Source organism: Micrococcus sp. HOU01, assembly GCF_035609305.1.
Taxonomy (GTDB): Bacteria; Actinomycetota; Actinomycetes; order Actinomycetales; family Micrococcaceae; genus Micrococcus; species Micrococcus luteus.
In genome coordinates, this window is record NZ_CP141211.1 from 1,197,647 (window position 1) to 1,224,187 (window position 26,541).

Genomic DNA, 26,541 nt, shown 5'->3' on the forward strand with positions numbered 1-26,541 from the left:
ACGCGGCCCCTAGCCTGGTGCACATGACTGAAGACCCCCGCGAGAAGATCCTGGCCTTCGGCACCGCCATCTCGGAGGGCGCCGCCGACATCCCCGGCCTGGACCACTGGCGCTCGCTGCCGATCGCGCAGGCGCCGTCCTGGGCGGACGAGGCCGATCACCGCGCCGCCGTCGCCGAGCTGAGCGCCCTGCCCCCGCTCGTCTTCGCGGGCGAGGTCGACCTGCTGGGCGCCCGTCTGGCCGACGTCGCCCAGGGCCGCGCGTTCCTCCTGCAGGGCGGCGACTGCGCCGAGACGTTCGCCGGGTCCACCGCCAACCGGATCAGCGCCCGGGTGAAGACCATCCTGCAGATGGCCGCGGTGCTGACCTACGGCGCCTCCATGCCCGTCGTGAAGATGGGCCGGATCGCCGGCCAGTTCGCCAAGCCGCGGTCCTCGGACACGGAGACCCGCGGCGGCGTCACCCTGCCCAGCTTCCGCGGCGAGATCGTGAACGGCTACGAGTTCACCGAGCAGGCACGCCGGCACGACGCCCGACGGATGGTGCAGGCGTACCACACCTCCGCCTCCACCCTGAATCTGGTCCGCGCCTTCACCCAGGGCGGCTTCGCCGATCTGCGCAGCGTGCACCAGTGGAACCAGGGCTTCATGGCCAACCCGGCCTACGCCCAGTACGAGGAGATGGCCGCCGAGATCGACCGCGCGGTCCGCTTCATGAACGCCGCGGGCGTGGACTTCGAGGCCATGCGCCGCACCGAGTTCTACTCGGCCCACGAGGCGCTCCTGCTCGACTACGAACGCGCCCTGACCCGCGTGGACTCGCGCAGCGGCGACCCCTACGCCACGAGCGCCCACTTCCTGTGGATCGGCGAGCGCACCCGCCAGGTGGACGGCGCCCACGTCGACTTCCTCTCCCGGGTCCGCAACCCGATCGGCGTGAAGCTCGGCCCGACCACCACGGTCGCGGACGCGCTCGAGCTCGCCGAGCGGCTGGACCCGGAGCGCGAGCCGGGCCGCCTGACCTTCATCACCCGCATGGGTGCGGAGCGGATCCGGGACGTGCTGCCCGGCATCGTCGAGGGCGTCCGGGACGCGGGGCTGGAACCGGTGTGGGTCACCGACCCCATGCACGGCAACACCGTGACCGCGGCCAACGGCTACAAGACCCGCCGGTTCGAGGACGTGATGGACGAGGTCAGCGGCTTCTTCGAGGTGCACCGCGAGCTCGGCACGCATCCGGGCGGCATGCACGTCGAGCTGACCGGCGACGACGTCGCCGAGTGCCTGGGCGGCTCCGACCCGATCAACGAGGCCGACTTCGACGCCCGCTACGAGACGCTCTGCGACCCGCGGCTGAACCACCAGCAGTCCCTGGAGATGGCGTTCAAGGTCACCGAGGCCCTCTCGCACCCCGAGCGTCGCGCGCCGCGGGCCTGACCGCGCGGCCGGGCACGCCCCGGCTCAGCCGACCCAGACGTGGACCGCGGTGCCCTCGGGCAGGGCGGTCCCGGCGGCGGGGGACTGGTGCAGGACCCGGGACTCGCCCCGGCCGGCGAGCGGCAGCGGCAGGCGATGCACGCGGGCGTCCCAGCCGTCGTCCGCCAGCGTCGTGCGCGCCGTCTCCGGATCCTGCCCGGTCACGTCCGGCACCGGGCGCACGGCGCGGCCCTCGGAGAGCACCACGCGGACCGCGGTGCCCGGCGTCGCCTGCTCGCCGGGGGCCGGGTGCTGCTCGATCACGGCCCCGGCCGGCACCGCGGGATCGGTGCGGCGCTCCGCGACCTCCACGGTGAATCGGGCGTCCCGGGCCACGCCGTGGGCCCGCCGGATCACGACGCCGGTCAGGTCCGGCACCGGCACCGGCGCGGGGCCGGCGGAGACGGTGAGCTCGACGGGGGTGCCGCGCCCCGCCGGCTCCCCGGCCGCGGGCGAGCTGGCGACAACCGTGCCCTCCGTGCGGAGTTCGTCGTGCCGGGCCGTGACCGCCGCGGTGAAGCCCGCGGCGGTCAGCCGTTCCTCCGCCGCCTCCCGGGCCAGCCCGTCGAGGTCGGGGACCACCGCCACGCCACCGACTCCGAGGCCGCCGGAGCCCAGCGTCCAGCCCAGCAGCAGGGCGACGCCGGTGAGCAGCAGGGTCACGGCCGCGCCGATCGCCGCGGCCCGGCCGGTGCCCTGGCCGAGGTCGAGGGCGGGGCGGCGGGCCGCCCGACGCAGCCGCCGCTGGGAGCTGCGCCCCGGATGCCGGTCCGCCGGAGCGGGGTCGAGCCCGAGCGGGCCGATCGGCTCCGCCGGGTGCGCGGCGGGCCGCGGGTCGCCCCCGTGCGTCGCCACACGGGTGTCGATGACGTCGGTCATGTCCTCGTCGAGGTCGGACTCGGCCAGGGCGGGGAGCAGGCGCGTCGCGTGGTGGTCGCCGGCGTCGAGGGCCCGGGTCTCCAGGTTCCCGTCCGGGGCTGCGTCCTCGGGGCCATCGGCGGCGGGGGCGCCCACCGCCGGCTCCGCATCCGGGCCCTCGGCGGGGTGGCGGTCCGGTTCGTCGGGGTCCAGGCCCGCCGCCACGGCGTCGATGCGGTGCAGGAGCTCGCCGGCACCGGCGGGCCGGTCGGCCGGGTCCGGCTCGGTGCACCACAGCACGAGGTCGTCGAGATCCTCGGGGAGCCCGGGGTGCAGCGTGGACGGCACGGGGACCCGCTCGTGGACATGCCGGTAGGCGACCTGCAACGCGGTCGCCGCGGTGTACGGCTGGCGGCCCGTGAGCAGCTCGAACAGGATGATGCCCACGGCGTACACGTCGGAGCGGGCGTCGGCGGGCGCCCCGGCGATGTGCTCGGGGGCGAGGTAGGCGGGCGTGCCCACGACGGCCTGCCCGGCCAGGGTGTGGGCCGTGGCGGCACGGGACAGGCCGAAGTCCGCGACCGTCACCCGCCCGTCGTCGCGGACGAGCACGTTCTCGGGCTTCACGTCCCGGTGCACCAGCCCGGCGCGGTGCGCGGCGGCCAGGCCGTCGACGAGCGGACGCAGGAACCGCAGCGCCTCCCGGGGTGAGAGCGGGGCACGGTCCCGGATGACGGTGCGCAGCGTGCGGCCGGGCACGTGCTCCATCACGAGGTAGGCCAGCACGTCGCCGTCCTCGGCCTCGGTGTGGCCCTGGTCCAGGACCGCGACGACGTGCGGATGGGACAGCCGCGCCGCCGTCTTGGCCTCCTGCTCGAACCGGCCGACGAGGACGGGGTCCTCCGCCAGGTGCGGGTGCATGACCTTGAGCGCCACCTCGCGGTCGAGACGCTCGTCCACGGCCAGGTAGACGGTGGACATGCCGCCCCGGGCCAGCCGCTCGACGACCCGGTAGCGGCCGTCGACGATGCCCCCCACGAGGGGGTCGCGGCGTGCGCTGCTCATCGTCCCAGGGTAGGACAGGCGGCGGACCCCTCGGGGCGGTCCGCCGCCGGCGGATCAGAACATCGCCATCGCGGCGCGCACCTTGGCCACGTAGTCCCGTGCCTCCGGGTTCAGGCCGCTGTCCAGCACCCCGCCGAGGCCCTGGTAGTAGGCCCCGATGCCCTCATCGAGGGTGGGGGTGCGGTCCTGCACGTACTTGATGAACGCGACGCCGGCCACCGCGTTGTCGTGGGGGTCCAGCAGGTTCAGCTCGCGGCCCACCAGCTCCGAGGCGAACTCGCCCGTGATCGGGATGACCTGCATCGCCCCCACGGCGTTGCCGGGGGAGACCGAGGCCATGCGGAAGCGGGACTCGGTGTACGCGTGGCCCAGGGCCAGGCGAGGGTCCACGCCCATCCGCTCGGCGGTCTCGCGGACGATCTGCTGCATCTGCTCGGGGGTGGGCTGCGGGACGGAGCGCAGCAGGCGCAGGTTCTCGTTCGCCGAGGCCGTCACGTGCGGCGCGTAGGTGCGCCCGAGGAAGGTGTCGCCGACCGCCTGGACGGCCGAGACCGGCTCCACCTCGAGGGTGCCGTCGGAGATCACGAGCACGTCGCCGGGGTGCAGCGTCGAGGCCCGCGTCAGGCCGTTGAGCTCGCGCAGACGGGGGATGGAGACCTCGAACCGCTGGGAGATCCCCCAGAGGGAGTCGCCGGAGACCACGGTGTACCGGACCGTCCCGCCGGCCGCCGTCGGGGTCGTCGACGCCGGCGCGGTGGCGGGGGTCGTGGTCGGGGCGGGCGACGCGGGGGCCTTCGGTGCGGCGGCCGTGCGCTGCGTGGTCAGGACCATGCCCGGGTGGAGCATGCTCGACGCGCTCATGCCGTTGAGCCGCTGCAGCTGCGCGGCGGAGACGCCGGTGCGGCGGGCGATGACCCACCACCCGTCGTTCGGCTGCACCGTGTAGGTCCCCGCGGCCGGGGCCGGGGCCGCCGCGCCGGTCAGGCGGAGCTCGTCACCCGGGTAGAGCACGGTCTCCAGGCCCAGGCCGTTGAACCGCAGCAGGTCGGCGACGGAGACGCCGCGGGCGGCCGAGATCCGGGTGAGGGAGTCGCCCGGGCGCACGGTGTGCACCGCCGCCTCCTGGGCGTGGGCCTGGGCGGGCAGACCGGTGAGCAGCAGCAGGGGCACCGCGCCGCCGGTCAGGACGGAGCGCAGGCAGCGGGAGCGGACGGGGGTGTGGGGCACGGCAGACCTCGGCATCGGATCGGATGGATGGAACACGACGGGGAAGTGACGGGTGGGACCCGTGGCCCCCGCGGTCGACCGACGACGTCGGCGCCCGGCCATGGAGCCTCGGCGATGTTATCGGAATGTGATCTTCGTGACCATACTGAGATCCATGCCGTCCGGGGCGCGATGGGCCGGGCCCGTCGGCGGCCACGTAGGCTGGCGCCTGTGAGCACCACTTCCTCCGACACCCCGGTCCCCGCTGACGCGATCCCCGCCGAGCTCGACGCCCTCGTGGGCGAGTGGCTCTCCGTGCCCGACGTGGCGGAGCACCTCGACCAGCGCGTGACCCGCGTCCACAACCTCGTGCATGATCGCCGCCTGCTGGCCGTGCGTCGTCCCGAGCCCGCGGTGCGGTCCGTGCCGGCCCTGTTCCTCACCGAGACCGGCGTGCTCGACTCCCTGCAGGGCACGCTCGTGCTGCTGGCCGACGCCGGCTTCTCCGACGAGGAGGCCCTCCGTTGGCTGTTCACCGAGGACGAGTTGTTGCCCGGCCGGCCCATCGACGCACTCCGGGACGGCCGGAAGACCGAGATCCGGCGTCGCGCCCAGGCCCTGGCCTGGTCAGCCGGCCCCGCGGGCGGCCTTAGCCCGCGGGGTCCGTGCCGCTCAGTGGCGGCGCGACGTGTAGGCGTCGATCAGCTGCGTGAGCTCGGCGCTGACGTCCTCGGGGACGCCGTGCGCGAGCAGGCCCGCCACGGCCCCGGCCGCCTCGTGCGAGAGCGCCGCGACCCGCTCTTCGACGGCCCGGCGCGCGCCGCACGCCTCGAGGACGCCCTGCCAGTGGGCCACCCGGTCCGCACCGAGGTCCGGGTCGCCGAGGTCCGCGTCGAGCGCGGCGGCCTCGTCCGGGGCGAGCAGCTCGACGGCGCGGGCGATGAGCACGGTCTGCTTGCCCTCCCGCAGGTCGTCGCCCGCGGGCTTGCCCGTGGTCGCCGGGTCGCCGAACACGCCGAGCAGGTTGTCCCGGTACTGGAAGGCCATGCCGAACGGCAGCGACACCCGGGCGAACGCGGTCACCAGCCCGTCGTCCGCCCCCGCCAGCAGCCCCCCGAGGGCGAGCGGGTGCACCGCCGAATAGCGCGCCGACTTGTGCTCCACCACCGCCTCGGCGGCCGCCTCGGCCTCGCGGGCGTCGCGCGCCGCCGGGGCCATCTCGGCCACCACGTCGAGGTACTGACCCGCCATCACGCCGAAGCGCATCCGCTCGAGCTCGACCCGCGCCCGGTCCTCCCGGGGCGTGCCGGCGAGCACGCGCGCGAAGGCCGTCTCGCTCATCCCCAGCGCGACGTCGCCGGCGAGGATCGCGGCGGAGACGCCGAAGTGCTCCGCGGCGTGCCGCCAGCCCGCCTCCCGGTGGAGGGACTCGAAGCGGCGGTGCACGCTGGGCATCCCGCGGCGGGTGTCCGAGCGGTCCAGGATGTCGTCGTGGATCAGCGCCGCGGCCTGGAACAGCTCGAACGCCGCCCCCGCCTCGGCGATGCGGGGGTCCTCCGCCTCGCCACCGGCCGCCCGCCAGCCGAGCCAGGCCAGGACGGCGCGCAGGCGCTTGCCGCCCGCGGTCAGGTCCGCGATCGCGTCCACGAGGGGCGCGGTCAGCGGGTGGACGTCCCGGGCGAGGTCCCGGTGCTCCGCCAGCAGGCGGTCGAGGGCGTCGGCGACGGCGGCGCGGAAGCGGTCCTGGTCGGCGGGACGGGGGCGGGGGACGGCGACGTCGGCGGGCATGGCCCCACCCTAGCCGCGCCGCGCGACGGATCGCCGGTCCCGGATAGGCTCGGTCCATGTCCGAGACCGCGCCCGCTGCACCCCGCGATGAGGCGACGATCCTCCACGTGGACATGGACGCGTTCTTCCTGTCCGTCGAGCTGCGCGAACGGCCCGACCTCGAGGGGCGTCCCGCCGCCGTCGCCGCCCCGAGCGGCCGGTCCGTGGTGCTCTCCGCCTCGTACGCGGCGCGGGCCTACGGGGTCCGCTCGGCGATGCCCCTGGCGCACGCCCGCGCCCTGTGCCCGCCCCTCGTGGTCATCCCGCCGCGCCAGCAGCTCTACCGGGCCGTCTCCGCCGAGGTGATGGCCGTGCTCGCGGACGTGACCCCCGTGATGGAGCAGCTCAGCGTGGACGAGGCGTTCCTCGACGTCGCCGGCGCGCGCCGTCGGCTCGGCCCGCCCGAGCACATCGGCCACCTGATCCGGGAGCGCGTCCGCTCCGCGCTGGGGCTGCCGTGCACCGTGGGCGGCTCGGCCGTGAAGTTCGTGGCCAAGACGGCGTCCACCGCGGCCAAGCCCGACGGCCTGCTGATCGTGCCGCCGGAGCGCACCCTGGACTTCCTCCATCCGCTGCCCGTGGGCCGGCTGTGGGGCGTGGGCCCCAAGGCGGCCGAGCGGCTCGCCCGGCGGGGGGTGGCGACCATCGGCGACCTCGCCCGGGTGGACCCCGCGCGACTGGAGGCGTCGTTCGGGGCCGCCGGCCGGGAGTGGGCGTCGCTCGCCCGGGGCATCGACCCGCGTCCCGTCGCCCCGCGCCCGGCGGCCCGCAGCATCGGTGCGGACCACACCTTCGACGTCGACCCCGTCGACGTCGCGGGCGTCGACCCGGAGGTCCTGCGCCTGTGCCACCGGGTCGCGGCCCGGCTGCGTGCGGAGCAGGCCACCGCCGGCGCGGTCACAGTCCGCCTCAAGGCGCCGGACGGGTCGGTCCGCAGCCGCACCGCCCGCCTCGCCCGGCCGACCGCCACGGGCCACGACCTCCTCGGCCCGGCGCGGCGACTCGTCCGCGAGCTGCACGCCGAACGGCCGCATCCGGTCCGGCTCGTGGGCGTGCGCGCCGAGCGCCTCGGGGACGAGGCCGATCAGCCCCCGGCCCAGGAGGCGCTCTTCGGCGGTCCCGCCTGGGGGACGGAGGGCGAGGCGTCGGAGGCGGGCGACTGGGCCGGTGCCGAGGCCGCCCTGGACGCCGTCGCCCGGCGCTTCCCGACGGCGGCCGTGCGGCCGGCGTCGCTGCTGGGTCGCCGCGAGGCCCGCGCCGACGCCCGCCGGGACGCGCCGCGGCCGGGCCCCGGAGGCCCGGACCGGGAGTGAGGGGTTCCGGGGCCGGCGACGTCGCCACCTGGCTAGGGTGGGGCGGCAGGTCCTATCCTGGAGGGCAAGTCGGACGCGCGGGCGTCCCCTCCCGGTCCCGGAGGTGTCGGAGGCCGCGTTCGAAGGAGTCGCCATGCCCCTCTCAGAGCATGAGCAGCGGATGCTGGACCAGCTGGAGCAGCAGCTGCGCACCGAGGACCCCCGGCTGGCCACCCAGATGGCGGACACGGGGCGGCATCGGCTGCCCGTGGGTCGCGTCGTGGCCGGGGCCGTCCTCGCCGTGGTCGGGCTGCTCGTCGTGGTCCTCGGGGTCGCCAACCACGCGATCCTCCTGGGCGTGCTCGGCGTCGTCGTCATCGGGGCCGGCATCTTCCTGCTGACCACGCGGCCGCGCGCTGTCGCCTCCGGGGCCTCGGGCCCGGAGGCCCGCCGGTCGGGCGCACCGCGACGGCAGGGAGGCGGCGACTTCATGGGCCGCCTCGAGCGGCGCTGGGACGAGCGGCGCGCCGGAGGCGACTGAGCGCCTGGCCCGCCGGGCCCCCACTATCCTCCACTCCAGGCCCCGATCCGCTCCGGATCGGGGCCTTTCCGCTGCCCGAGGCTCCGTCGTCGCCGCGGCCCTCCACCGGGGCCCACCGGTCCTCCACGTCCCTCCACGGCGACGCCGGCCCCGGGACCCGCGGGATGGCGCGCCGGACTCGGGGGGCCTCGACACGCCCGTGGCGCCGGGACCCGCGTCCGGGGTTGATGGTGGAGGGAAGTGGGGTAATGTGGAGGGAAGGAGAGAGCATGGGTCCCGACCTTGGTCGGGAGGGACCGCTCGACGAGCCAGGGGGTCTGCCGTGTTCTTGGGCACGTACACCCCCCGGCTCGACGAGAAGTCCCGGCTGATCCTCCCCGCCAAGTTCCGCGAGGAGCTGGCGGAGGGGCTGGTCCTGACCCGGGGTCAGGAGCGCTGCATCTACGTGTTCAGCGCTCGTGAGTTCGAGCGGGTCCACGAGCAGATGAGGTCGGCTCCACTGTCCTCCCGCCAGGCCCGTGACTACATCCGCGTCTTCCTCTCGGGGGCGTCGGACGAGGTCCCGGACAAGCAGGGTCGGGTGACCGTGCCGGCGCCGCTGCGACAGTACGCGGGGCTGGACCGGGACGTGACCGTGATCGGCGCGGGGACGCGAGTGGAGATCTGGGACTCGGAGTCCTGGAACACCTACCTCGCCGAGCAGGAAGCCGCCTTCTCCGAGACCGACGAGGACGTCCTGCCCGGCGTCTTCTGACCATGACCACCCGACCTCGAGCGAGACCTCCAGCCGACGCCGCCGCACCTGACCCGTCTTCCCCTGGGCCAGGCGCGGCGGCGGACGGATGGGGATCCCGCCCGAGGTCCGCCAGGACCGCGATGTGAGCAGGAGGTCGAGAGTGGACGCAGGCCAGCCGCGCCCCGAGGACCGCCACCTGCCCGTGATGCGGGACCGCGTCGTCGACCTCCTCGCCCCCGCCGTCCAGGCCGCGCTCGAGGCCGGCCGTACGCCCGTCGCCGTCGACGGCACGCTGGGCATGGGCGGGCACACCGAGGCCCTGCTGACCCGGTTCCCCCACCTGCGCGTCATCGGCATCGACCGCGACGTCCACGCCCAGGCCATGGCCGTCGAGCGCCTCGGCCCCCTCGCCGAGCGCCTGATCCCCTTCCACGGCACCTACGACCGGGTGCCCGAGGCCATGGCCGCCGCGGGCGTCACGAAGGTCGACGCCGCGCTCTACGACCTCGGTGTGTCCTCCTACCAGCTGGACGACCGGGAGCGCGGCTTCGCCTACTCCTACGACGCTCCGCTGGACATGCGCATGGACGACACCGCCGAGCGCTCCGCCGCGACGCTCGTGGCGGAGCTGGACGAGCAGGAGCTGCGCCGCATCATCCGTCGCGACGGCGAGGAGCGCTTCGCCGGCCCCATCGCACGGGCCATCGTCCGGGCCCGCGACGAGGCCCCCATCGAGACCACCGGCCGCCTCGTCGAGGTGATCCGCTCGGCCGTCCCCGTCGCCGCGGGGGCAACCGGCGGGCACCCGGCCAAGCGCACCTTCCAGGCCCTGCGCATCGCCGTGAACGAGGAGCTCGACATCCTCGACGCCGCCGTGCCCGCCATCCTCGACGCCCTCCACGTGGGCGGGCGCCTCGTGGTGATGAGCTACCACTCCCTCGAAGACCGCATCACGAAGCGGCACCTGAGCGCGTGGGCCACGTCCACGGCGCCCCCGGGGTTCCCAGTGGTGCTGGAGGAGCACGAACCCGTGGTGCGGGTGCTCACCCGCGGCACCGAGAAGCCCACCGAAGAAGAAATCTCCGAGAACCGTCGCGCCTCCTCCGCGAGAGTGCGTGCGGTTGAGAAGATCAGGACGTCCAGGACCACGGCATGACGCTGCACGAGGAGATGAGCATGGCCGCACACGCACGGATCGCAGAGTCGCTGCGCCCCGGGTCGACCCCCGTCGCCCCTGCGCGGCCGACTCCGCAGGAGCGCACGCCGCTCTCGGTGGTGCCCGCCCCGCTGCCCCGATCCCGCTCCGGGGTGACCGTGCTGTGCGTCCTCGTGGTGCTCGCCGCGCTCGCGGCGGTGCTCGTCATGAACATCACGATGTCCAACCGGCAGTACGCCCTCCTGGACCTGCGCCAGGAGCAGCAGGCCGTCACCGAGACCAATGAGCGGCTGGCCGAACAGGTGGGCCACCTCGAGGCGCCGCAGAACCTGGCCGCGCGCGCCGACGCCCTCGGGATGGTCGCCCCCGCCGGCACCGCCTCCGTGGACGCGGGCACGGGCCAGTTCAGCGGCGAGGCCCAGGCGGCCCAGGACGGGGACGTCTCCGCCACCTACGTCGCGCCGCCGGCGGACGCGGACGCGGTCCGCCAGGGGACGGCCGGCGACGGCCAGGACGAGATCGAGGGACCGCGCACCCTCGGCGGCGAGGACGCCTCCGCCGCCCCCGACCAGGACGCCGCCGACCGTTGATCGACCGTCCCGCCTCGCACCTTCCCCGCGGCGGATCGACGGTCGGGCCCGCTCCCGGGCACCCCGCCGTGCGCACCCGCATCCTTCTCCTGCTCGTCTTCGTCCTGCTCGGCGGGCTCGCACTGCGGCTCGTCTACGTGCAGGGCATCGACCCCACGGGGCAGGCCGCGGCGGCCATGGACCAGCGCCTGACACACCAGGAGACCCTGCCGCAGCGCGGGTCCATCCTGGACCGCGACGGCGACGTGCTGGCCGCCAGCGTGCGCCGCTACGACATCGTCGTGGACCAGCGCCTCGTCAAGGACTTCAACGAATGGGACCGCGAGGCCCGGGAGACCGTGCTGGTGGACGTGGACTCCCGCCTGGCCAGCCTGGCCGAGGTGCTCGGCATGTCGGAGGAGGAGGTGCGCGAGGCCACCATCGGCTCCCGCCCGTACGCCGTGGTGCGTCGCTCCGTGACCCCGGAGGTGCGGGATGCGGCCATGGCCCTCAACGTGCCGGGCCTGCTCTCCGAGGCGGTGGACCGCCGCACCTACCCGAACGGGTCGGTCGCCGGCAGCATCATCGGCTTCATGGGTGGCGACGGCACCGCCCTCGAGGGCCTCGAGCTCAGCCAGGACGACGTCATGACCGGCACCCCGGGCACCCGCACGTTCGAGGTGGGCGCAGACGGCATCCGCATCCCCAACGCCCCGCTCGAGGAGGTTCCGGCCGTGGACGGCGCCGACCTGCGCCTGACCGTGGACAAGGACGCCCAGTGGTTCGCGCAGGAGACCCTCGGCGCCCTCGCCGCCGAGTACGAGGCGGAGTGGGCGAACGCCGTCGTGATGGACGTGAAGATGGGCGACGTGATCGTCATGGCGGACTCCACCACGGTGGACCCCGCCGACCCCGACGCCACCGAGGGGAACTTCCGCACCTCCACCGTGATGAGCACGCCGTACGAGCCGGGCTCCACGGGCAAGGCGCTGCCGATCGCGGCCGCCGTCGACGCCGGGAAGGTCACCGCCACGGACGGCTTCACCGTCCCCGGCAGCCAGGACTTCGACGGGCAGACCATCCGGGACTTCTCCCCGCACCCGACGTTCGACATGACCGTGGCAGGCATCTACGCGCGCTCCTACAACACGGGCACGGTGCAGATCGCCGAGAAGATCACGGACGAGCAGCGCTACGAGTACATGCGCTCCTTCGGGGTCGGCCAGCCCATCGACCTCGGCCTGCCGCAGCAGGCGGGCAGCGTCCTCGTCCCGCCCGAACAGTGGGACGGCCGCCAGCGCCTGACCACGGCCTTCGGCCAGGGCTACACCCAGACCACCCTGCACACCGCCCAGATGTACCAGGCCCTCGCCAACGGCGGCGTGCTGATCCCGGCCCGGCTGATCGACGCCACGGTGGACGGCGACGGCGCGGAGAAGCGCTGGGAGTCGTCCGCGGAGCCCCACCGCGTGGTCTCCGAGGAGACGGCGGCGCAGATGCTCCGCATGATGGAGACCGTCGTGACGCAGGGCACCAGCAAGGCCGCCGCGATCCCCGGGTATCGCGTGGGCGGCAAGTCCTCCACCGCCGAGGCCGCGAGCGACACCGGCACGTACGACGGCTACAACCTCGGCTTCACCGCCGTCGCCCCGCTCGACGACCCCCGCTTCGTGGTGTCCGTGTCCATGCATCGGCCGCCGTCGAAGCAGGGCTCCCGAGACGTGTCCGTCGCGGCCGCCACGATCATGGAGTACATGCTCCGCCAGGCGGACGTGCCCGCCACCGGAGCCGAGCCGAACGACTACCGCGTCTTCGTGGACGATCCGCAGGACCGGCCGTGGTGACCCACGCCTCCGGCCCCGAGCACCCCAGGAGCACCCCCATGACCACTCCGAGCGACCCCCCTGCGCCGCTGACCCCGGCCCAGCAGGACGCCGCCTTCCGGCCCTCCCACACCCCCGCCGCGGCCTGGCCCGCCCTCGCACAGGCGCTGGCCGAGGCGGGGATCGCGGCCCACGTCCACGGCGCGGCCCCGGCCGACGGCGTCACGGGGGTCAGCCTCGACTCGCGTGTCGTGCGCCCGGGCGACCTCTACGTCGCCGTTCCGGGGGCGCGCGCCCACGGCGCGGCGTTCGCGGCCACGGCACTGGAGGCCGGCGCCGTCGGCGTCCTGACGGACGCGGCGGGCCGCGCGCTCCTGGCGGAGCAGGGCCTGGCCGACGTCCCGGTGCTCGAGGTCGACGCCGTGCGCACCGCCGCCGGCACCGTGGCGGCCCGCGTCTACGGCGGCGGGGGCGACACCGGCCCGCGCCTGCTCGGCGTGACCGGCACCAACGGCAAGACCACCACGAGCTTCCTCGCCGCCGCCCTGCTCGAGGCCCTGGGGCGCCGGTCGGGCATCGTGGGCACGATCCTGATCCGCGCGGGGGAGCGGGAGGTCCCCTCCACGCTCACCACGCCCGAGGCCACCCAGCTGCACGCCCTCATGGCGCTCATGCGCGAGGAGGAGGTGGACACCGCCGTCATGGAGGTCTCCTCCCACGCCGTGGCGTACCAGCGGATCGCCGGCCTGCGCTACGCGGTGGCCGGGTTCACCAACCTGACCCAGGACCACCTGGACATGCACGGCTCGATGCAGGAGTACTTCGCGGCCAAGGCCGGTCTGTTCGACCCCGCTCGCACCGACCACGCCGTCATCACGCTCGACGGCGGCGAGGGGCCCCGCTGGGGCGTCGCCATGGCCCGGGCCGCCGGCGCTCCCGTCACCACGCTCGCCCTCGGGCCGGCCGCGCCGACGCCGGGCGCCCTGGCCGAACACGACCCCGGCCTCCGGGCGGACTGGGAGGTCGCCGAGCTCGCGCCGGACGGCCTCGGCCACCGCTTCACGCTGCGCCACGCGGCCACGGGCCGGGAGCTGCGGGCCTCCGTCGGTCTGCCGGGCCGCTTCAACGTGGCCAACGCGGCCCTCGCGGTTCTGCTCGTGCTGCACGCCGTGGGGGAGGAGCACCTGGACGCGCTCGCCGCGGTCCTGGACGTGCCCGCGGGGGAGGGCCCTCTGGCTGCCGCCGTCCCGGGGCGGATGGAGGTCGTGGGCCGCGAGCCGGACGCCGTCGTCGACTTCGCGCACAACCCGGACGGCATGGTCCAGGCGCTGCGCTCCCTCGCCGACGCCCGGGCGGCGGCCGGGACGCGCGGCCGCACCCTGATCGTGTTCGGCTCCGCCGGCGACCGTGACCGTGACAAGCGGCCCGTGATGGGCGCGATCGCGGCCCGGGCGGCGGATGTGCTGATCGTCACCGACGACACCCCCCACTCGGAGGACCCGGCCCCGATCCGCGCCCACATCCTCGCCGGCGCCCGCGCCGAGGCCGACCGCATCGCGCGGGAGGAGGGCCGCACGGTCGTGATCGAGGAGGTGGCCGACCGTGCCACGGCCATCCGCCGCGCCGTGGAGCTGGCGGGGCCGCAGGACGGCATCCTCCTGGCCGGCCGCGGGCACGAGACCACGATGGACTACGACGGCGAGCTCGTCCCGCTGGACGACCGGGTGGCCCTGCGCGAGGCCCTGGCCGCCCGTGTCGCGGCGGCCTCCGCCTCGGGCTCCGGCCCCGCCCGCGAGGGTAAGGTCATCGAGTCATGATCGCTCTCACCGCAGCCCAGATCGCCGAGGCCGTGTCCGGCACGCTCTCGGCCACCCTCGACCCCGCCACCGTGCTGGTGCACGTCACCCCCGACTCGCGGGAGGTCACCGCCGAGGGCACGCTCTACGTGGCGAAGCCGGGGGAGCGCGCCGACGGCCACGACTTCATCGACGCCGCGCTGGGCGCCGGCGCCGCCGCTGTGCTCGCCGAGCGCGCCACGCACGCCCCCGACGGCGCCGCGCACCCGGCGATCCTCGTTCCGGACGCCGTGCTCGCGATGGGCGCGCTCGCCCGGGAGGTTGTGCGCCGCGTCCGGGAGCACTCCCCGACCACCGTCATCGGCATCACCGGCTCGGCCGGCAAGACCACCACGAAGGACCTGCTCGCCGCGCTGCTGGCCACCCAGGGCCCCACCGTCGCACCGGTCGGCTTGTACAACGGCGAGGTCGGCGTGCCGCTCACGGTGTTCCGGGCGGAGCTGGACACGCGCTTCCTCGTGGTCGAGATGGGCGCGGACCACGTCGGCAACATCGCGTACCTCTGCGACATCGTGCGCCCGGACATCGGCGTCGTGCTCATGGTGGGCACCGCCCATGCGGGCAGCTTCGGCGGCGTGGCGAACATCGCGCGCACCAAGGGCGAGCTCGTGGAGGCCCTCGGCCCCGAGGGCGTCGCCGTCCTCAACCTCGACGACGAGCGTGTCGCCGGCATGGCGGCACGGACCGCCGCCCCGATCACCTGGTTCACCGCGGACGAGCGGGGCGTCGCCCGCGCGGCCGAGGACGTGGCCGCCGGCCGCGCGTCGGGACTCGTCGCCGCACGGGACGTGCGAGCCGACGACCAGGAGCGCCCCGTCTTCGACCTGCAGGTCGGGACGGATGAGGCCGCCGTGCGGCATCCGGTCGCCTCCGGACTGACCGGCCTGCACCACGTGCACAACGTGCTGGCCGCCGCCGCGGCCGCCCACGCCGCCGGCATGGACCCGGCCGAGATCGCCCGTGGTCTCGACGGGCTCGGGCCCGCCAGCCGCTTCCGGATGGAGCGCACCGACCGCGCGGACGGCGTCACGATCATCAACGACGCGTACAACGCCAACCCCGAGTCCATGCGCGCCGCGCTGCGGACGCTGGCCACCCTCGGCCGCTCCAGCGGCCGCCGCACCTGGGCCGTCCTGGGGGAGATGCTCGAGCTCGGCGATGCCCGCGTCCGTGAGCACACCCTCGTGGGCGAGTCCGTGGTGCGCCTGAACATCGCCCAGCTGCTGGTGGTGGGCGCCGGAGCCCGGCCGCTCTACATCGGCGCCCTCAACGAGGGCAGCTGGGGCGAGGAGGCGCACTTCGTCGACGACGCCGCGCAGGCCGAGGCGTTCCTCGCCGAGCACCTGCGCCCCGGCGACCTCGTCCTCGTCAAGTCCTCCAACGGCGTCGGGCTCGCGGCCCTCGGCGAGCGCCTCGCCACGGCCGACGCCGTCGCCGCCCCCTCCGCCTCCCCGAAGGAGTCCCGACCGTGATCGGACTGCTCATCGGCGGCGTGCTCGGCCTGGTCCTCTCGGCCGTCGGCACCCCGCTGTTCATCAGGTTCCTCGTCAAGCGCGGATACGGCCAGTTCGTCCGCGACGACGGCCCGACCACCCACAAGACCAAGCGCGGCACGCCCACGATGGGCGGCGCGGTCATCATCGGCTCCATGGTGCTGGCGTACCTGATCACCCACGGGCTGCTCGCGGTGTTCGGCGTCGACTTCGGCGGGCCCACGGCCTCCGGCCTGATCCTGCTGCTGCTCACGGTGGGCATGGCCTTCGTCGGTTTCGTGGACGACTTCACGAAGATCACGAAGCAGCGCTCGCTCGGCCTGACGCCGCGCGGCAAGATCATCCTCCAGGCCCTGATCGGCACCGCCTTCGCGGTCCTCGCCCTGAACTTCCCGGACGAGCGGGGCCTGACCCCCGCCTCGACGGCGATCTCCTTCGCCCGGGACATCCCGTGGCTCGACCTGGCCTTCGCCGGACCCGCGATCGGCGTCATCCTGTTCGTGATCTGGTCGAACCTCATCACCACCGCCACCACGAACGCCGTGAACCTCACGGATGGCCTCGACGGGCTCGCCACGGGCGCCACCGCCATGATCACGGGCGCCTACGTCCTGATATCGCTCTTCCAGTCGAGCCAGTCCTGCGCGCTCGAGGGCACCCGCGGCTGCTACGAGGTCCGCGACCCCATGGACCTCGCCCTGCTCGCGGCGATCCTCACGGGCAGCCTGCTGGGCTTCCTCTGGTGGAACACCTCGCCGGCCAAGATCTTCATGGGGGACACCGGCTCCCTGGGCCTGGGCGGCGCCCTGGCCGGCTTCGCGATCTTCACGCGCACCGAGATCCTGGTGGCCGTGCTGGCCGGCCTCATGGTCGCGATCACGCTCTCCGTCATCATCCAGGTGGGCTGGTTCAAGGTCTCCGGCGGCAAGCGCGTGTTCCTCATGGCGCCGCTGCAGCACCACTTCGAGCTCAAGGGCTGGGCCGAGGTGACCGTCGTGGTCCGCTTCTGGCTGCTGTCCCTGATGTGCGTCACCGTGGGGCTCGCGATCTTCTACGGCGACTGGCTCATCCGCCAGGGCGGCCTCGCGGGGGTGACCCCGTGACCGGCCCCGCGTCCGACGCCGCGCTCGCACCGGTGCGCCGGCCTCGCGCCGACACCGCCCGCACCGCCGACCTCACGTCCTGGGACGCCCCGGGGTGCAGGCCTGCGCGTCGTCGTCACGGGCCTGGGCGTCACCGGCTTCTCCGTGGCCGACACCCTGGCCGAGCTGGGCGCCGCCGTCGTGGTGGTGGACGGCGATGACGGCCCCGAGAACCGGGCGCGCGCCGAGACCCTGCGGATCGTGGGGGTCCGCGAGGTCCTGCTGGACCGGGCGGCCACGCAGGCGCTGCCCGAGGTCGACGGCGCCGCCGCGGACCTCGTCGTGACCTCCCCGGGCTGGCGGCCGGACCAGCCGCTGCTGATGGCCGCCCACGCGGCGGGCCTGCCGATCTGGTCCGACGTCGAACTCGCCTGGCGGCTGCGCGAGCGCGCCGGCCGGAAGACCGCCGACTGGGTGTGCCTGACGGGCACGAACGGCAAGACGACGACCGTGACGATGGTCGAGGCCATCCTGCGGGCGGACGGCCGTCGAGCGGTGGCCTGCGGCAACGTCGGCACCCCCGTGCTCGACGCGATCCGCGACCCGCAGGGCTTCGACGTGCTCGCCCTCGAGCTCTCCAGCTTCCAGCTGCACTGGACGCACGGCCTGGCCCCGGCGTCGTCTGCGGTGCTGAACCTGGCCGAGGACCACGTGGACTGGCACGGCTCGATGGAGGAGTACGCCGCCGCCAAGGGCAAGGTGTATGCGAACACGCGGGTGGCCTGCGTGTTCAACGAGCAGGACCCGCTGACCCGCACCCTCGTGGAGCGCGCGGACGTCCAGGAGGGCTGCCGCGCGATCGGCTTCACCACGGACACCCCGGGCCTGTCCGACATCGGCGTCGTGGACGGGATCCTCGTGGACCGTGCGTTCCTGGACAACCGGCGCCACGAGGCGATCGCCCTGGCCGAGCGCGCCGACCTGGGCCCGGTGGCGCCGCGCCACACCATGGCCAACGCGGCCGCCGCGGCGGCGCTGACCCGGGCCGTCGGGGTGAGCCCCGCGGCCGTGGCCGAGGGCCTGCGCTCCTACGACCGCGGGGAGCACCGCATCCAGCTCGTGGCCACCTCCCGCGACATCATGTGGGTCAACGACTCCAAGGCGACGAACCCGCACGCCGCGGACGCGTCGCTGGCGGCGTTCAGCTCCGTGGTGTGGCTGGCCGGCGGCCTGCCCAAGGGCGTGACCTATCACGAGCTGGTGGCCGCGCACGCCCACCGGCTCCGGGCGGTGGTGCTCCTGGGCAGGGACACCTCGGCCCTGCGCGCTGCCCTGGCCGCGCACGCCCCGGACGTCCCCGTCCACGCCCCCCTCGCCGCGGCCGACGGCACCGGCCCCGCCGACGGCGCGGCCGTGATGGCCGAGGCGGTGCGCGTGGCCGACGGCCTGGCCCGCCCCGGTGACACCGTGCTCATGGCGCCCGCCGCGGCGTCGATGGACCAGTTCCGCTCCTACGCGGCCCGCGGCGACGCATTCATCGAGGCCGTCGCCGGGCTGATGCGCGAGCACGGCTGGGACGTGCACGACGACGCCGCCCCCGACACCGACTGACCCGCCGCCCACCCGACCGTCTCGCTTCCCCCGTGAGGAGGGCCATGTCCCCGATCGAGCTCCGCCCGGTCCGCCCCCGCGCGGACGACGACGCCCCCGAGCACCGGGAGCGGCTCCTGCACCGGATGTGGCGGGTCCTCGAGGGTCGCCGCGCCCTCGACCTGTCGGTCCTGCTCATCAGCGGCTGCACCGCCCTGCTCACCGTGCTGGGGCTCGTGATGGTGCTCTCCTCGTCCTCCGTCGAGGCGATCGGCACCGGCGGCGGCTCGTACGCGCTGTTCCTGCGCCAGAGCGCCTGGGCGGTGGCGGGCGTGGCGGCCCTGCTCGTGTTCTCGCGCCTGCCGGTGCGCGTCTTCAAGGCGCTCGCCTGGCCGGCGTTCGGCGTGGCCGTGATCCTGCTCGCGCTGGTCGCGTTCTCCCCGCTCGGCGTCACCGTGGGCGGCAATCGCAACTGGCTGGGCATCGGCGGGTTCCGGATGCAGCCCTCCGAGGCCGCCAAGCTCGCCCTGGCCCTGTGGGCGGCGGCGGTCCTGGAGCGCAAGCACCGCCTCGTCACCCAGGTGCGGCACGCCCTGATCCCGGTGCTGCCCGGCGGCCTGCTGCTGCTGGGCCTGGTGATGGCGGGCAGCGACCTCGGGACCGCGATCATCCTCGCGATCGTGCTGGCCACGGTGCTGTATGTGGCCGGCACCCACTGGGGGGTCTTCCTCACCTTCCTGGCGCTGAGCGTGCTGGGCATCCTGGCCCTGACCCTCCTCGCCCCGCACCGCATGGTCCGGGTGCAGGCCTGGATGGGGGACTGCTCGGACGCCACCGACCCCTGCTTCCAGCCGGCGCACGGGATGTACGCCCTGGCCTCGGGCGGCTGGTGGGGCGCGGGCCTCGGCCAGTCCCGCCAGAAGTGGAGCTACATCCCGGAGGCCGAGAACGACTTCATCTTCACCATCCTCGGCGAGGAGCTCGGGCTCGTGGGCACGCTGGTGGTGCTGCTGGCCTACCTCGGCCTGGCGATCGGCATCTACCGCGTCGCCGCCGGGACCACGTCCACGTTCATCCGCCTGTCCACGTGGGGGATCCTGGCCTGGCTGGTGGGTCAGGCGGCCGTCAACATCGCGATGGTCTCCGGGGTCATCCCCGTGGTGGGCGTCCCCCTGCCCTTCATCTCCTATGGTGGTTCCGCGCTCACCCTGTCCTTGAGCGCGGTCGGCATCGTGCTGGCCTTCGCCCGTCACGAGCGCCGCCGTGCCGCGCAGCCGGACGCCCGCCCGCAGGCGGACGAGCCGGACACCGACCCCCTCCCCGTGATCCCCACCCCCGCCCTCCAGGAGCCCCGATGACGCAGACCTCTCATCCCTCCGGACCCCTGCGGGTGGTGCTGGCCGGCGGCGGCACCGCCGGCCACATCTCCCCGATGCTCGCGATCGCCCGCGCCCTGGAGGGCGACGGCGGCGGTCCCGTCGAGTGCACCATGGTCGGCACCGCCTCCGGCATGGAGACGCGTCTCGTCCCCGAGGCGGGCTACGAGCTCGACCTGATCGACCGGGTCCCGATGCCGCGCCGCCCGTCGATGGACGTCGTCCGCTTCCCGGCCCGCATGCGCGCCGCGGTCGCCACGGCGGCCCGGATCCTGCGGGACCGGCGCGCCGACGTCGTCGTGGGCGTGGGCGGCTACGTCGCCACGCCCGTGTACCTCGCCGCGTTCCGGGCCGGTGTGCCCGTGGTGGTCCACGAGGCCAACGCCCGCCCCGGCCTGGCCAACCGCATCGGCGCCCTGCGGGCCGCGCACGTCGGCACCGCCCTGCCGGACACCCGCCTCCGCGGTGCCCGCTGGGTGGGCATGCCGATGCGCCCCGAGATCTCCGGCCTGGACCGGGCGGCCGCCCGCCGTGCCGCCCGTGAGGCCCTCGGCCTGGACCCGGACCGGACCACCGTCGTGGTGACCGGCGGCAGCTCGGGTGCGCTGGCCGTGAACCGCACCGTGCGCGCCGCGCTGGGCGACCTCCTGGACGCCGGTCTGCAGGTGTTCCACCTGACCGGTCGGGACAAGGCCCTCACCGAGGACGACGGCAGCCTGCTGGTCCGGGACGGCTACGTCCAGCGGGAGTACTTGGCGGGCATGGAGCAGGCCTACGCCGCCGCCGACCTGATCGTGGCCCGCTCGGGCGCCGGCACGGTCTGCGAGGTGTCCGCGGTCGGCCTGCCCGCCGTCTACGTTCCCCTGCCCATCGGCAACGGCGAGCAGGCGCTCAACGCCCGCCCCGTGGTGGAGGCGGAGGGCGCGCTGCTCGTCCGTGACGACGCCTTCGGGCGCGCGTGGGTGCAGCGTCAGCTGATCCCGTTGGCGACCGACCCCGAGCGTCTCGCGCGCATGGGGGAGGCGGCCGCCCGCTTCGGCGTCCGGGATGCGGACGTCACCATGGCCGGCCTCGTGCGCTCGGCCGCCCAGGAAGGAGCCCGGCGATGAGCCGAGACGAGAGCACCCGTCCCGCGGCCGAGGGCCGCTTCGCCGACCTGGGCCGCGTGCACCTGCTGGGGATCGGCGGTGTCGGCGTGTCGGGGGTCGCCCGCATCCTGCAGGAGCAAGGCGTCGCGGTGTCCGGCTCCGACGCGAAGGACCTGCCCGTGATGCGCGAGCTCGCCGCGGGCGGCGCCCGGATCACGGTCGGCTACGACGCGGCGCACCTCGGCCGGGACGTCACCACGGTGATCGCCTCCTCGATCGCCGGGCCGGGCAACCCGGAGCACGACGCCGCCGTGGCGCGCGGACTGCGCGTGCTGCACCGTTCCGAGGGCCTCGCCCTGGCCATGCGCGGCCACCGGGTGCTGGCCGTCGCCGGCACGCACGGGAAGACCACCACGTCCTCCATGGCCGCCATGGCCTTCTCCGACGCCGGCTGGGACCCCACGTTCGCGGTCGGCGCCGCCGTCGCCGGGCTCGGCACCAACGCCCGGGCGGGCCGGGGCGAGTGGTTCATCGCGGAGGCCGACGAGTCCGACGGCACCCTGGTGAACTACCCGAGCACGATCGGGATCGTCACGACCGTGGAGGCCGACCACCTGGACCACTACGGGACCGAGGAGGCGGTGCACCAGGTCTTCCGGGACTTCGCGGGCGGGCTGCCGGCCGCCGCCCAGGGCGGGGTCCTCGTGGCCTGCCTCGACGACGCCGGCGCGGCGGACCTGGCCGCCTGGGCACGGGAGCACGCGGCCGCCGACGTCGTGACCTACGGCTCGGCGCCCCGTGACGGCGTGGCGCCGGACCTGCTGGTCACCGACCTCGCGGTGGAGCCGGGCGAGACCGGAGTGGGCCAGCGCGCCACGTTCCGGATGGCGGGCGGCCCGGAGCGCACCCTGCATCTGCAGGTGCCCGGCCGGCACAACGCGCTGAACGCCGCCGCTGTGGTCCTGGCCGCCGTCCGGGCGGGCATGGCCTTCGAGGCCGCCGTGCGGGGCGTGGAGGCCTTCCGGGGCACGGCCCGCCGCTTCGAGTTCCGCGGCGCCGCGCGCGGCGTGCGGGTCTTCGACGACTACGCGCACCATCCCACGGAGGTGGCCGCCGCGGTCTCCGCCGGCCGTGCCGTGGCCGGCGACGCCCGCGTGCACGTCCTGTTCCAGCCCCACCTGTTCTCCCGCACCCGGGACTTCGCCGCCGAGTTCGCCGCCGCCCTCTCCGGGGCGGACGCGGTGCGCGTGCTGCCCGTGTACGCGGCCCGGGAGGAGCCGATGCCCGGCGTCGACTCGTCCCTCATCGCCTCCCGCCTCACCACGGGCGCCGCCGAGGACCGTGTCGTCGCCGAGGACCGCGCCGAGGCGGTGCGCTCGCTCGCGGCGGGCGCCACGGCCGGCGACGTCGTCCTGACGATGGGCGCGGGGGACGTCACCGCCTTGGGTGCGGACCTGCTGGCCGAGCTCGGTCGGGACGCGGCGCCCGGCGTCGCCCACCCGTGAGGCTCGGCCGCGGGACGCCGCCGGTCGCACCAGCCGGGGCCGACGCCTCCACCGTGGTCCGATTCCCGGGCCGCACCGCGCGCCGGCGCCGCGCCACGCGCTGGGGTGTGGCGGCCGCGGTCCTCGCGGTGCTGACCGCCCTGGGCTGGGTCGTGTTCTTCTCGCCCGTGCTCGCGGTGGACCGCGTCGAGGTCACCGGCACCCGCCATGTCTCCGCCGCCGAGGTCCAGGAGCGCCTGGAGCCCGTGTACGGCGTGCCGCTGTCCCGCGTCGGCGCCGGCTGTGTGGGCGAGCTGGTCGGTGGTCTGCCCGGAGTGGCCGAGGTCCAGACCGTTCCCCGCCTGCCCACCGGCCTGGAGGTCGTGGTCCGGGAGCATGAGACGCGGGCCCGGCGGGATGGCGACGACGGTGTGCAGCTGCTGCTCGCAGACGGCACCGTCCTGACGGGAGTGCCGGAGGAACGGCTCGAGGGCGAGGACCTCCCCGCGTTCTCGGAGGAGCTGGCGCAGCGGGCGCAGGAGGAGCGCGCCGAGGTGGCCGAGGTGCTGGCCGCCCTGCCGGAGGCCGTGGCGGATCGTGTCGAGACGGCCGACTCCCGGGGCCCGGGCCAGGTCCGTCTGGCGCTCGAGGGTGGGGTGACCCTGGTCTGGGGCGACGCGCAGGACGCCGGCCTCAAGGGGTCCGTGGCCGAGGCGTTCCTGGCGGACGAGCGGCACGGGTCCGCGGCGGGCGGCGTCGCCGAGATCGACGTCTCCGTGCCCACGCGGCCGATCACGCGCTGAACCGGGGCCACAGGAGTCTCCAGTAGAACGTGAAGGTGAAGGTCGGGGCGCGGGGCCTCATGCGAGTCGGGGTGCCATCACTGCGGAGGCTCGTCCTTCGAGTCTCACGTGAAAGTTGATGTTGAGGGCGTCTTTTCCGCGTGGACACGCCGTTTTCTTTTGCGCGTGACGCGGGCCTCCCAGTACGGTGGATCCGAACGCGCGCGAGGCTCGCTTCACGCTGTGCTTGAAGGTGTCCACCCCGGGTGGCCGCCGATCATCGGGGCGATGTGCCTCGCGCGGACCTCTCGAGATCTCGAACAAAGGGAACCAACACCGTGGCTGCACCCCAGAACTACCTGGCCGTCATCAAGGTCGTCGGCATCGGCGGCGGCGGCGTGAACGCCGTGAACCGCATGATCGAGGTGGGGCTCCGCGGCGTGGAGTTCATCGCCATCAACACGGACGCCCAGGCGCTGTTGATGTCGGACGCGGACGTGAAGCTGGACGTGGGCCGCGAGCTCACCCGTGGACTCGGCGCGGGCGCGAACCCCGAGGTGGGCCGCCAGGCCGCCGAGGACCACGCGGAGGAGATCGAGGAGGTCCTGCGGGGCGCGGACATGGTGTTCGTGACCGCGGGCGAGGGCGGCGGCACCGGCACCGGCGGGGCGCCCGTCGTGGCCCGCATCGCGCGCTCGCTCGGCGCCCTGACCATCGGCGTCGTGACCCGTCCGTTCACGTTCGAGGGCCGCCGTCGCGCCGGCTTCGCCGAGGCGGGCATCGACGCCCTGCGGGACGAGGTCGACACCCTCATCGTGATCCCGAACAACCGGCTGCTGTCCATCTCGGACCGCAACGTCTCGGTCATGGACGCCTTCCGTCAGGCGGACCAGGTGCTCCTCTCCGGCGTCCAGGGCATCACCGACCTGATCACCACCCCGGGCCTGATCAACCTCGACTTCGCGGACGTGAAGTCCGTGATGCAGGGCGCGGGCTCCGCGCTCATGGGCATCGGCCACGCGCAGGGCGAGGACCGCGCCGTCAAGGCGGCCGAGCTGGCGATCGCCTCGCCGCTGCTCGAGGCCTCCATCGACGGCGCGTACGGCGTGCTGCTCTCCATCCAGGGCGGCTCCGACCTCGGCCTCTTCGAGATCAACGAGGCCGCGCGACTGGTCCAGGAGGTCGCCCACCCGGAGGCCAACATCATCTTCGGCGCGGTCATCGACGACGCCCTCGGCGACGAGGTGCGCGTGACCGTGATCGCCGCGGGCTTCGACAAGGTGGACGTCACCTCCGCCCCGGCCGCCCCGCAGGCCGTGCAGCAGCAGGCGGCCCCGCAGCGGGCCGCGGCCCCCGCGCAGCCGCAGCCCGCCGCCCAGCCGCAGCCCGCCGCCCCGGCCCAGCCGCAGCAGGCCGAGCGCCCCGCCGTGCGCGGCACCGTGCCGCTGGCCCCGCAGGAGCAGCAGCCGCGCCGCCAGCAGGACCTGCCCACCGTGGTGGAGCCGGACCTCGGCGCCGGGTCCTCGGACCTGGACGTCCCGGACTTCCTCAAGTGACGGCCGCGGAGGGGCCGGCCGGGACCGCACGGGTCCCCGCCGGCCCCTTCGTGCACCGCGAGACCGTCCGCACCGCGACGGGCGCCGTGCACGTGGCCTGGACGTCCGTGGCCGCCGGCAACCTCGCGCCGCACGTGGTCCCGCCGGACGAGGCCGCGGGGCTCGCTCGCGTCAGCGCCGCCCGCCGCGCCCTGGAGCGCGTGATGGGGGTCCCCGAGGGCGCCACGCTCTATCTGGACCAGGTGCACTCGGCCGACGTCGTGTGGGCGGACGGGCCCGGGCGCGGCGGTGCCTCGGCCCCCGTGGCCGACGCCGCCGTGAGCCGCGACGGGTCACGGCCGCTGGCCGTCATGGTGGCCGACTGCCTCCCCGTGGTCGTCGTCGACGAGACAACCGGCGCGACCGCCGTGGCCCACGCCGGGCGGCGCGGGCTGCTGGACGGCGTCCTGGAGGCGACCGTCGATCGGCTGCTCTCCCTGCGGCCGGAGGCCGACCGGACCGGTCCCGGCCTGCGCGCCTGGATCGGCCCCGGCGTGTGCGGCCGCTGCTATGAGGTGCCCGCGGCCATGCGCGACGACGCCGCCGCCTGCCTCCCGGCGACCGCGGCCACCACGTCCTGGGGCACCCCCGCCCTCGACCTGCCCGCCGGCGCCGCGGAGGTCCTCCGTGCCCGCGGGGTGGCCACCGCGACGATCAACGTGTGCACGCGGGAGGACGAGCGCCTGTTCTCACACCGTCGGGCGCCCGGTGAGGGCCGGTTCGCCGGCCTCGTCTGGCGCGCCGACCCCGACGCCACCGTCCCGAGAGGAGACGCATGACCGCCCCCGCCACCGCCGGGCCGACCCCGACGGACCCCCGCGCCCGGGAGATCGCCGACGCGCTCGCCGCGGTGCACGCCCGCATCGCCGACGCCGCGCGGGACGCCGGGCGCGAGGCGGAGCCCGCGCTCGTCGTCGTGACCAAGACCCACCCCGCCGACGACGTCGTGCGCCTCGCCGCGCTCGGCGTGACCGACGTGGGGGAGAACCGCGACCAGGAGGCCCGGCCCAAGGCCGAGGCCGTCGCCGCGGCTCTGGGGGCGGACGCCCCGCGCTGGCACTTCGTGGGCCAGCTGCAGACCAACAAGGCCAAGTACGTGGTGCGCTACGCGTCCGTGGTGGAGTCGGTGGACCGACCCGAACTGGCCGAGGCGCTCTCGCGGGCGCTCGTGCTGCGGCGCGAGCGCGAGCCCGAGGCCGCGATCCCCGACCTGGAGTGCCTCGTGCAGGTGGATGTCGACGACCGCGCCGACGAGGACCGTCCCGAGGGGATCGGCCCGCGCGGCGGCGCCCGCCCCGAGGACGTCCCCGCCCTCGCGGACGTCATCGCAGGCCTGCCGGGCCTGCGGCTGGGCGGGCTGATGTGCGTGGCACCGCGCGGCCTGGACCCGGAGCACGCGTTCCGCCGCCTTGCCGCACTCGGCGCGCGCCTGCGGCAGACGCATCCGGAGGCCACCGCACTGTCCATGGGGATGAGCGCGGACCTCGAGGCGGCCGTGCGCGCCGGGGCGACACAGGTGCGCATCGGCTCCGACGTTCTGGGGGCCCGGGACGCGGTGGGCTAACGTTGACCCCGCGCGTCCCGGCGGGACGCGACAGGACCGTGCGGACGCACGCGCACCGACGACGAACGACGGCGGCCCCCGGG

General features: G+C 75.1%; 20 protein-coding genes and 2 pseudogenes. 19 read left to right on the forward strand and 3 right to left on the reverse strand.

Annotated elements, in window-relative coordinates; translation table 11 throughout:
• The first annotated feature begins 23 nt into the window (after window positions 1-23).
• Window positions 24-1,436, forward strand: coding sequence for a class II 3-deoxy-7-phosphoheptulonate synthase (locus tag SOY78_RS05550; RefSeq protein ID WP_159833223.1), 1,413 nt, complete (start codon window positions 24-26; stop codon window positions 1,434-1,436).
• 24 nt (window positions 1,437-1,460) lie between these two features.
• Here the strand turns inward: SOY78_RS05550 and pknB are convergent, their stop codons facing one another.
• Together pknB and SOY78_RS05560 are read right to left on the reverse strand one after the other, a co-directional pair.
• Complete coding sequence (pknB, locus tag SOY78_RS05555) at window positions 1,461-3,398, reverse strand: Stk1 family PASTA domain-containing Ser/Thr kinase (RefSeq protein ID WP_324701908.1); 1,938 nt, start codon at window positions 3,396-3,398, stop codon at window positions 1,461-1,463.
• A 54-nt stretch (window positions 3,399-3,452) separates the two neighbouring features.
• Window positions 3,453-4,625, reverse strand: a complete 1,173-nt coding sequence (locus tag SOY78_RS05560; protein WP_063189735.1) for a LysM peptidoglycan-binding domain-containing protein — start codon at window positions 4,623-4,625, stop codon at window positions 3,453-3,455.
• Window positions 4,626-4,835: 210 nt separating this feature from the next.
• Here SOY78_RS05560 and SOY78_RS05565 point away from each other — a divergent pair.
• Window positions 4,836-5,231, forward strand: a pseudogene (locus tag SOY78_RS05565) (Rv2175c family DNA-binding protein); the annotation flags it as partial.
• A 45-nt stretch (window positions 5,232-5,276) separates the two neighbouring features.
• Here SOY78_RS05565 and SOY78_RS05570 read toward each other — a convergent pair.
• On the reverse strand, window positions 5,277-6,392 hold the full coding sequence (locus SOY78_RS05570; RefSeq protein WP_324701909.1) for a polyprenyl synthetase family protein: 1,116 nt from the start codon (window positions 6,390-6,392) through the stop codon (window positions 5,277-5,279).
• Window positions 6,393-6,448: 56 nt separating this feature from the next.
• Between SOY78_RS05570 and dinB the strand changes: the two genes are divergently transcribed.
• The 17 genes and pseudogenes from dinB (at window position 6,449) to SOY78_RS05655 (ending at window position 26,458) form a co-directional block, all read left to right on the forward strand.
• Entirely contained in the window at window positions 6,449-7,744 is a 1,296-nt protein-coding gene (dinB, locus tag SOY78_RS05575) for a DNA polymerase IV (RefSeq protein ID WP_063189731.1), read from the forward strand.
• A 133-nt stretch (window positions 7,745-7,877) separates the two neighbouring features.
• Window positions 7,878-8,264 (forward strand): DUF3040 domain-containing protein, encoded by a 387-nt coding sequence (locus tag SOY78_RS05580; protein ID WP_012750919.1) that lies wholly within the window; start codon window positions 7,878-7,880, stop codon window positions 8,262-8,264.
• 322 nt (window positions 8,265-8,586) lie between these two features.
• Complete coding sequence (gene mraZ, locus SOY78_RS05585) at window positions 8,587-9,018, forward strand: division/cell wall cluster transcriptional repressor MraZ (RefSeq protein WP_002854575.1); 432 nt, start codon at window positions 8,587-8,589, stop codon at window positions 9,016-9,018.
• Window positions 9,019-9,160: 142 nt separating this feature from the next.
• The gene (gene rsmH / locus SOY78_RS05590; protein ID WP_036314148.1) at window positions 9,161-10,156 is read left to right on the forward strand and encodes a 16S rRNA (cytosine(1402)-N(4))-methyltransferase RsmH; all 996 of its coding nucleotides are present in this window, start codon (window positions 9,161-9,163) and stop codon (window positions 10,154-10,156) included.
• Between the two features lie 20 nt (window positions 10,157-10,176).
• Complete coding sequence (locus SOY78_RS05595) at window positions 10,177-10,746, forward strand: hypothetical protein (RefSeq protein WP_324701910.1); 570 nt, start codon at window positions 10,177-10,179, stop codon at window positions 10,744-10,746.
• Window positions 10,747-10,814: 68 nt separating this feature from the next.
• Window positions 10,815-12,569 (forward strand): peptidoglycan D,D-transpeptidase FtsI family protein, encoded by a 1,755-nt coding sequence (locus SOY78_RS05600; protein ID WP_230297510.1) that lies wholly within the window; start codon window positions 10,815-10,817, stop codon window positions 12,567-12,569.
• 38 nt (window positions 12,570-12,607) lie between these two features.
• Window positions 12,608-14,365 (forward strand): Mur ligase family protein, encoded by a 1,758-nt coding sequence (locus SOY78_RS05605; protein ID WP_036314155.1) that lies wholly within the window; start codon window positions 12,608-12,610, stop codon window positions 14,363-14,365.
• On the forward strand, window positions 14,362-15,876 hold the full coding sequence (locus SOY78_RS05610) for a UDP-N-acetylmuramoyl-tripeptide--D-alanyl-D-alanine ligase (RefSeq protein WP_324701911.1): 1,515 nt from the start codon (window positions 14,362-14,364) through the stop codon (window positions 15,874-15,876). Before SOY78_RS05605 ends, SOY78_RS05610 begins: the two co-directional genes overlap by 4 nt.
• Complete coding sequence (gene mraY, locus SOY78_RS05615) at window positions 15,873-17,000, forward strand: phospho-N-acetylmuramoyl-pentapeptide-transferase (RefSeq protein ID WP_036314159.1); 1,128 nt, start codon at window positions 15,873-15,875, stop codon at window positions 16,998-17,000. Before SOY78_RS05610 ends, mraY begins: the two co-directional genes overlap by 4 nt.
• Window positions 17,001-17,032: 32 nt before the next feature.
• A pseudogene (gene murD / locus SOY78_RS05620) lies at window positions 17,033-18,590 on the forward strand (UDP-N-acetylmuramoyl-L-alanine--D-glutamate ligase).
• Between the two features lie 44 nt (window positions 18,591-18,634).
• Window positions 18,635-19,927, forward strand: a complete 1,293-nt coding sequence (gene ftsW / locus SOY78_RS05625) for a putative lipid II flippase FtsW (RefSeq protein WP_324701912.1) — start codon at window positions 18,635-18,637, stop codon at window positions 19,925-19,927.
• Entirely contained in the window at window positions 19,924-21,054 is a 1,131-nt protein-coding gene (gene murG / locus SOY78_RS05630) for an undecaprenyldiphospho-muramoylpentapeptide beta-N-acetylglucosaminyltransferase (protein ID WP_036314165.1), read from the forward strand. The genes ftsW and murG overlap by 4 nt, the downstream gene beginning before the upstream one ends.
• A complete protein-coding gene (murC, locus tag SOY78_RS05635) occupies window positions 21,051-22,538 on the forward strand; it encodes a UDP-N-acetylmuramate--L-alanine ligase (protein ID WP_036314167.1) in 1,488 nt (495 codons plus the stop codon). Before murG ends, murC begins: the two co-directional genes overlap by 4 nt.
• Before the next feature lie 53 nt (window positions 22,539-22,591).
• Window positions 22,592-23,320, forward strand: coding sequence for a cell division protein FtsQ/DivIB (locus SOY78_RS05640; RefSeq protein ID WP_051995230.1), 729 nt, complete (start codon window positions 22,592-22,594; stop codon window positions 23,318-23,320).
• Between the two features lie 317 nt (window positions 23,321-23,637).
• Window positions 23,638-24,855 (forward strand): cell division protein FtsZ, encoded by a 1,218-nt coding sequence (gene ftsZ, locus SOY78_RS05645; protein WP_324701913.1) that lies wholly within the window; start codon window positions 23,638-23,640, stop codon window positions 24,853-24,855.
• On the forward strand, window positions 24,852-25,673 hold the full coding sequence (locus tag SOY78_RS05650) for a polyphenol oxidase family protein (protein WP_041102721.1): 822 nt from the start codon (window positions 24,852-24,854) through the stop codon (window positions 25,671-25,673). The genes ftsZ and SOY78_RS05650 overlap by 4 nt, the downstream gene beginning before the upstream one ends.
• Complete coding sequence (locus SOY78_RS05655; RefSeq protein ID WP_041102722.1) at window positions 25,670-26,458, forward strand: YggS family pyridoxal phosphate-dependent enzyme; 789 nt, start codon at window positions 25,670-25,672, stop codon at window positions 26,456-26,458. Before SOY78_RS05650 ends, SOY78_RS05655 begins: the two co-directional genes overlap by 4 nt.
• The last annotated feature ends 83 nt before the right edge of the window (window positions 26,459-26,541 follow it).

Coding starts and splice junctions, on each gene's coding strand:
- SOY78_RS05550 (WP_159833223.1), top strand. CDS start 24: ATGACTGAAGACCCCCGCGAGAAGATCCTGGCCTTCGGCACCGCCATC.
- pknB (WP_324701908.1), bottom strand. CDS start 3,398: ATGAGCAGCGCACGCCGCGACCCCCTCGTGGGGGGCATCGTCGACGGC.
- SOY78_RS05570 (WP_324701909.1), bottom strand. CDS start 6,392: ATGCCCGCCGACGTCGCCGTCCCCCGCCCCCGTCCCGCCGACCAGGAC.
- dinB (WP_063189731.1), top strand. CDS start 6,449: ATGTCCGAGACCGCGCCCGCTGCACCCCGCGATGAGGCGACGATCCTC.
- SOY78_RS05580 (WP_012750919.1), top strand. CDS start 7,878: ATGCCCCTCTCAGAGCATGAGCAGCGGATGCTGGACCAGCTGGAGCAG.
- SOY78_RS05595 (WP_324701910.1), top strand. CDS start 10,177: ATGGCCGCACACGCACGGATCGCAGAGTCGCTGCGCCCCGGGTCGACC.
- SOY78_RS05605 (WP_036314155.1), top strand. CDS start 12,608: ATGACCACTCCGAGCGACCCCCCTGCGCCGCTGACCCCGGCCCAGCAG.
- SOY78_RS05610 (WP_324701911.1), top strand. CDS start 14,362: ATGATCGCTCTCACCGCAGCCCAGATCGCCGAGGCCGTGTCCGGCACG.
- ftsW (WP_324701912.1), top strand. CDS start 18,635: ATGTCCCCGATCGAGCTCCGCCCGGTCCGCCCCCGCGCGGACGACGAC.
- murG (WP_036314165.1), top strand. CDS start 19,924: ATGACGCAGACCTCTCATCCCTCCGGACCCCTGCGGGTGGTGCTGGCC.
- murC (WP_036314167.1), top strand. CDS start 21,051: ATGAGCCGAGACGAGAGCACCCGTCCCGCGGCCGAGGGCCGCTTCGCC.
- SOY78_RS05655 (WP_041102722.1), top strand. CDS start 25,670: ATGACCGCCCCCGCCACCGCCGGGCCGACCCCGACGGACCCCCGCGCC.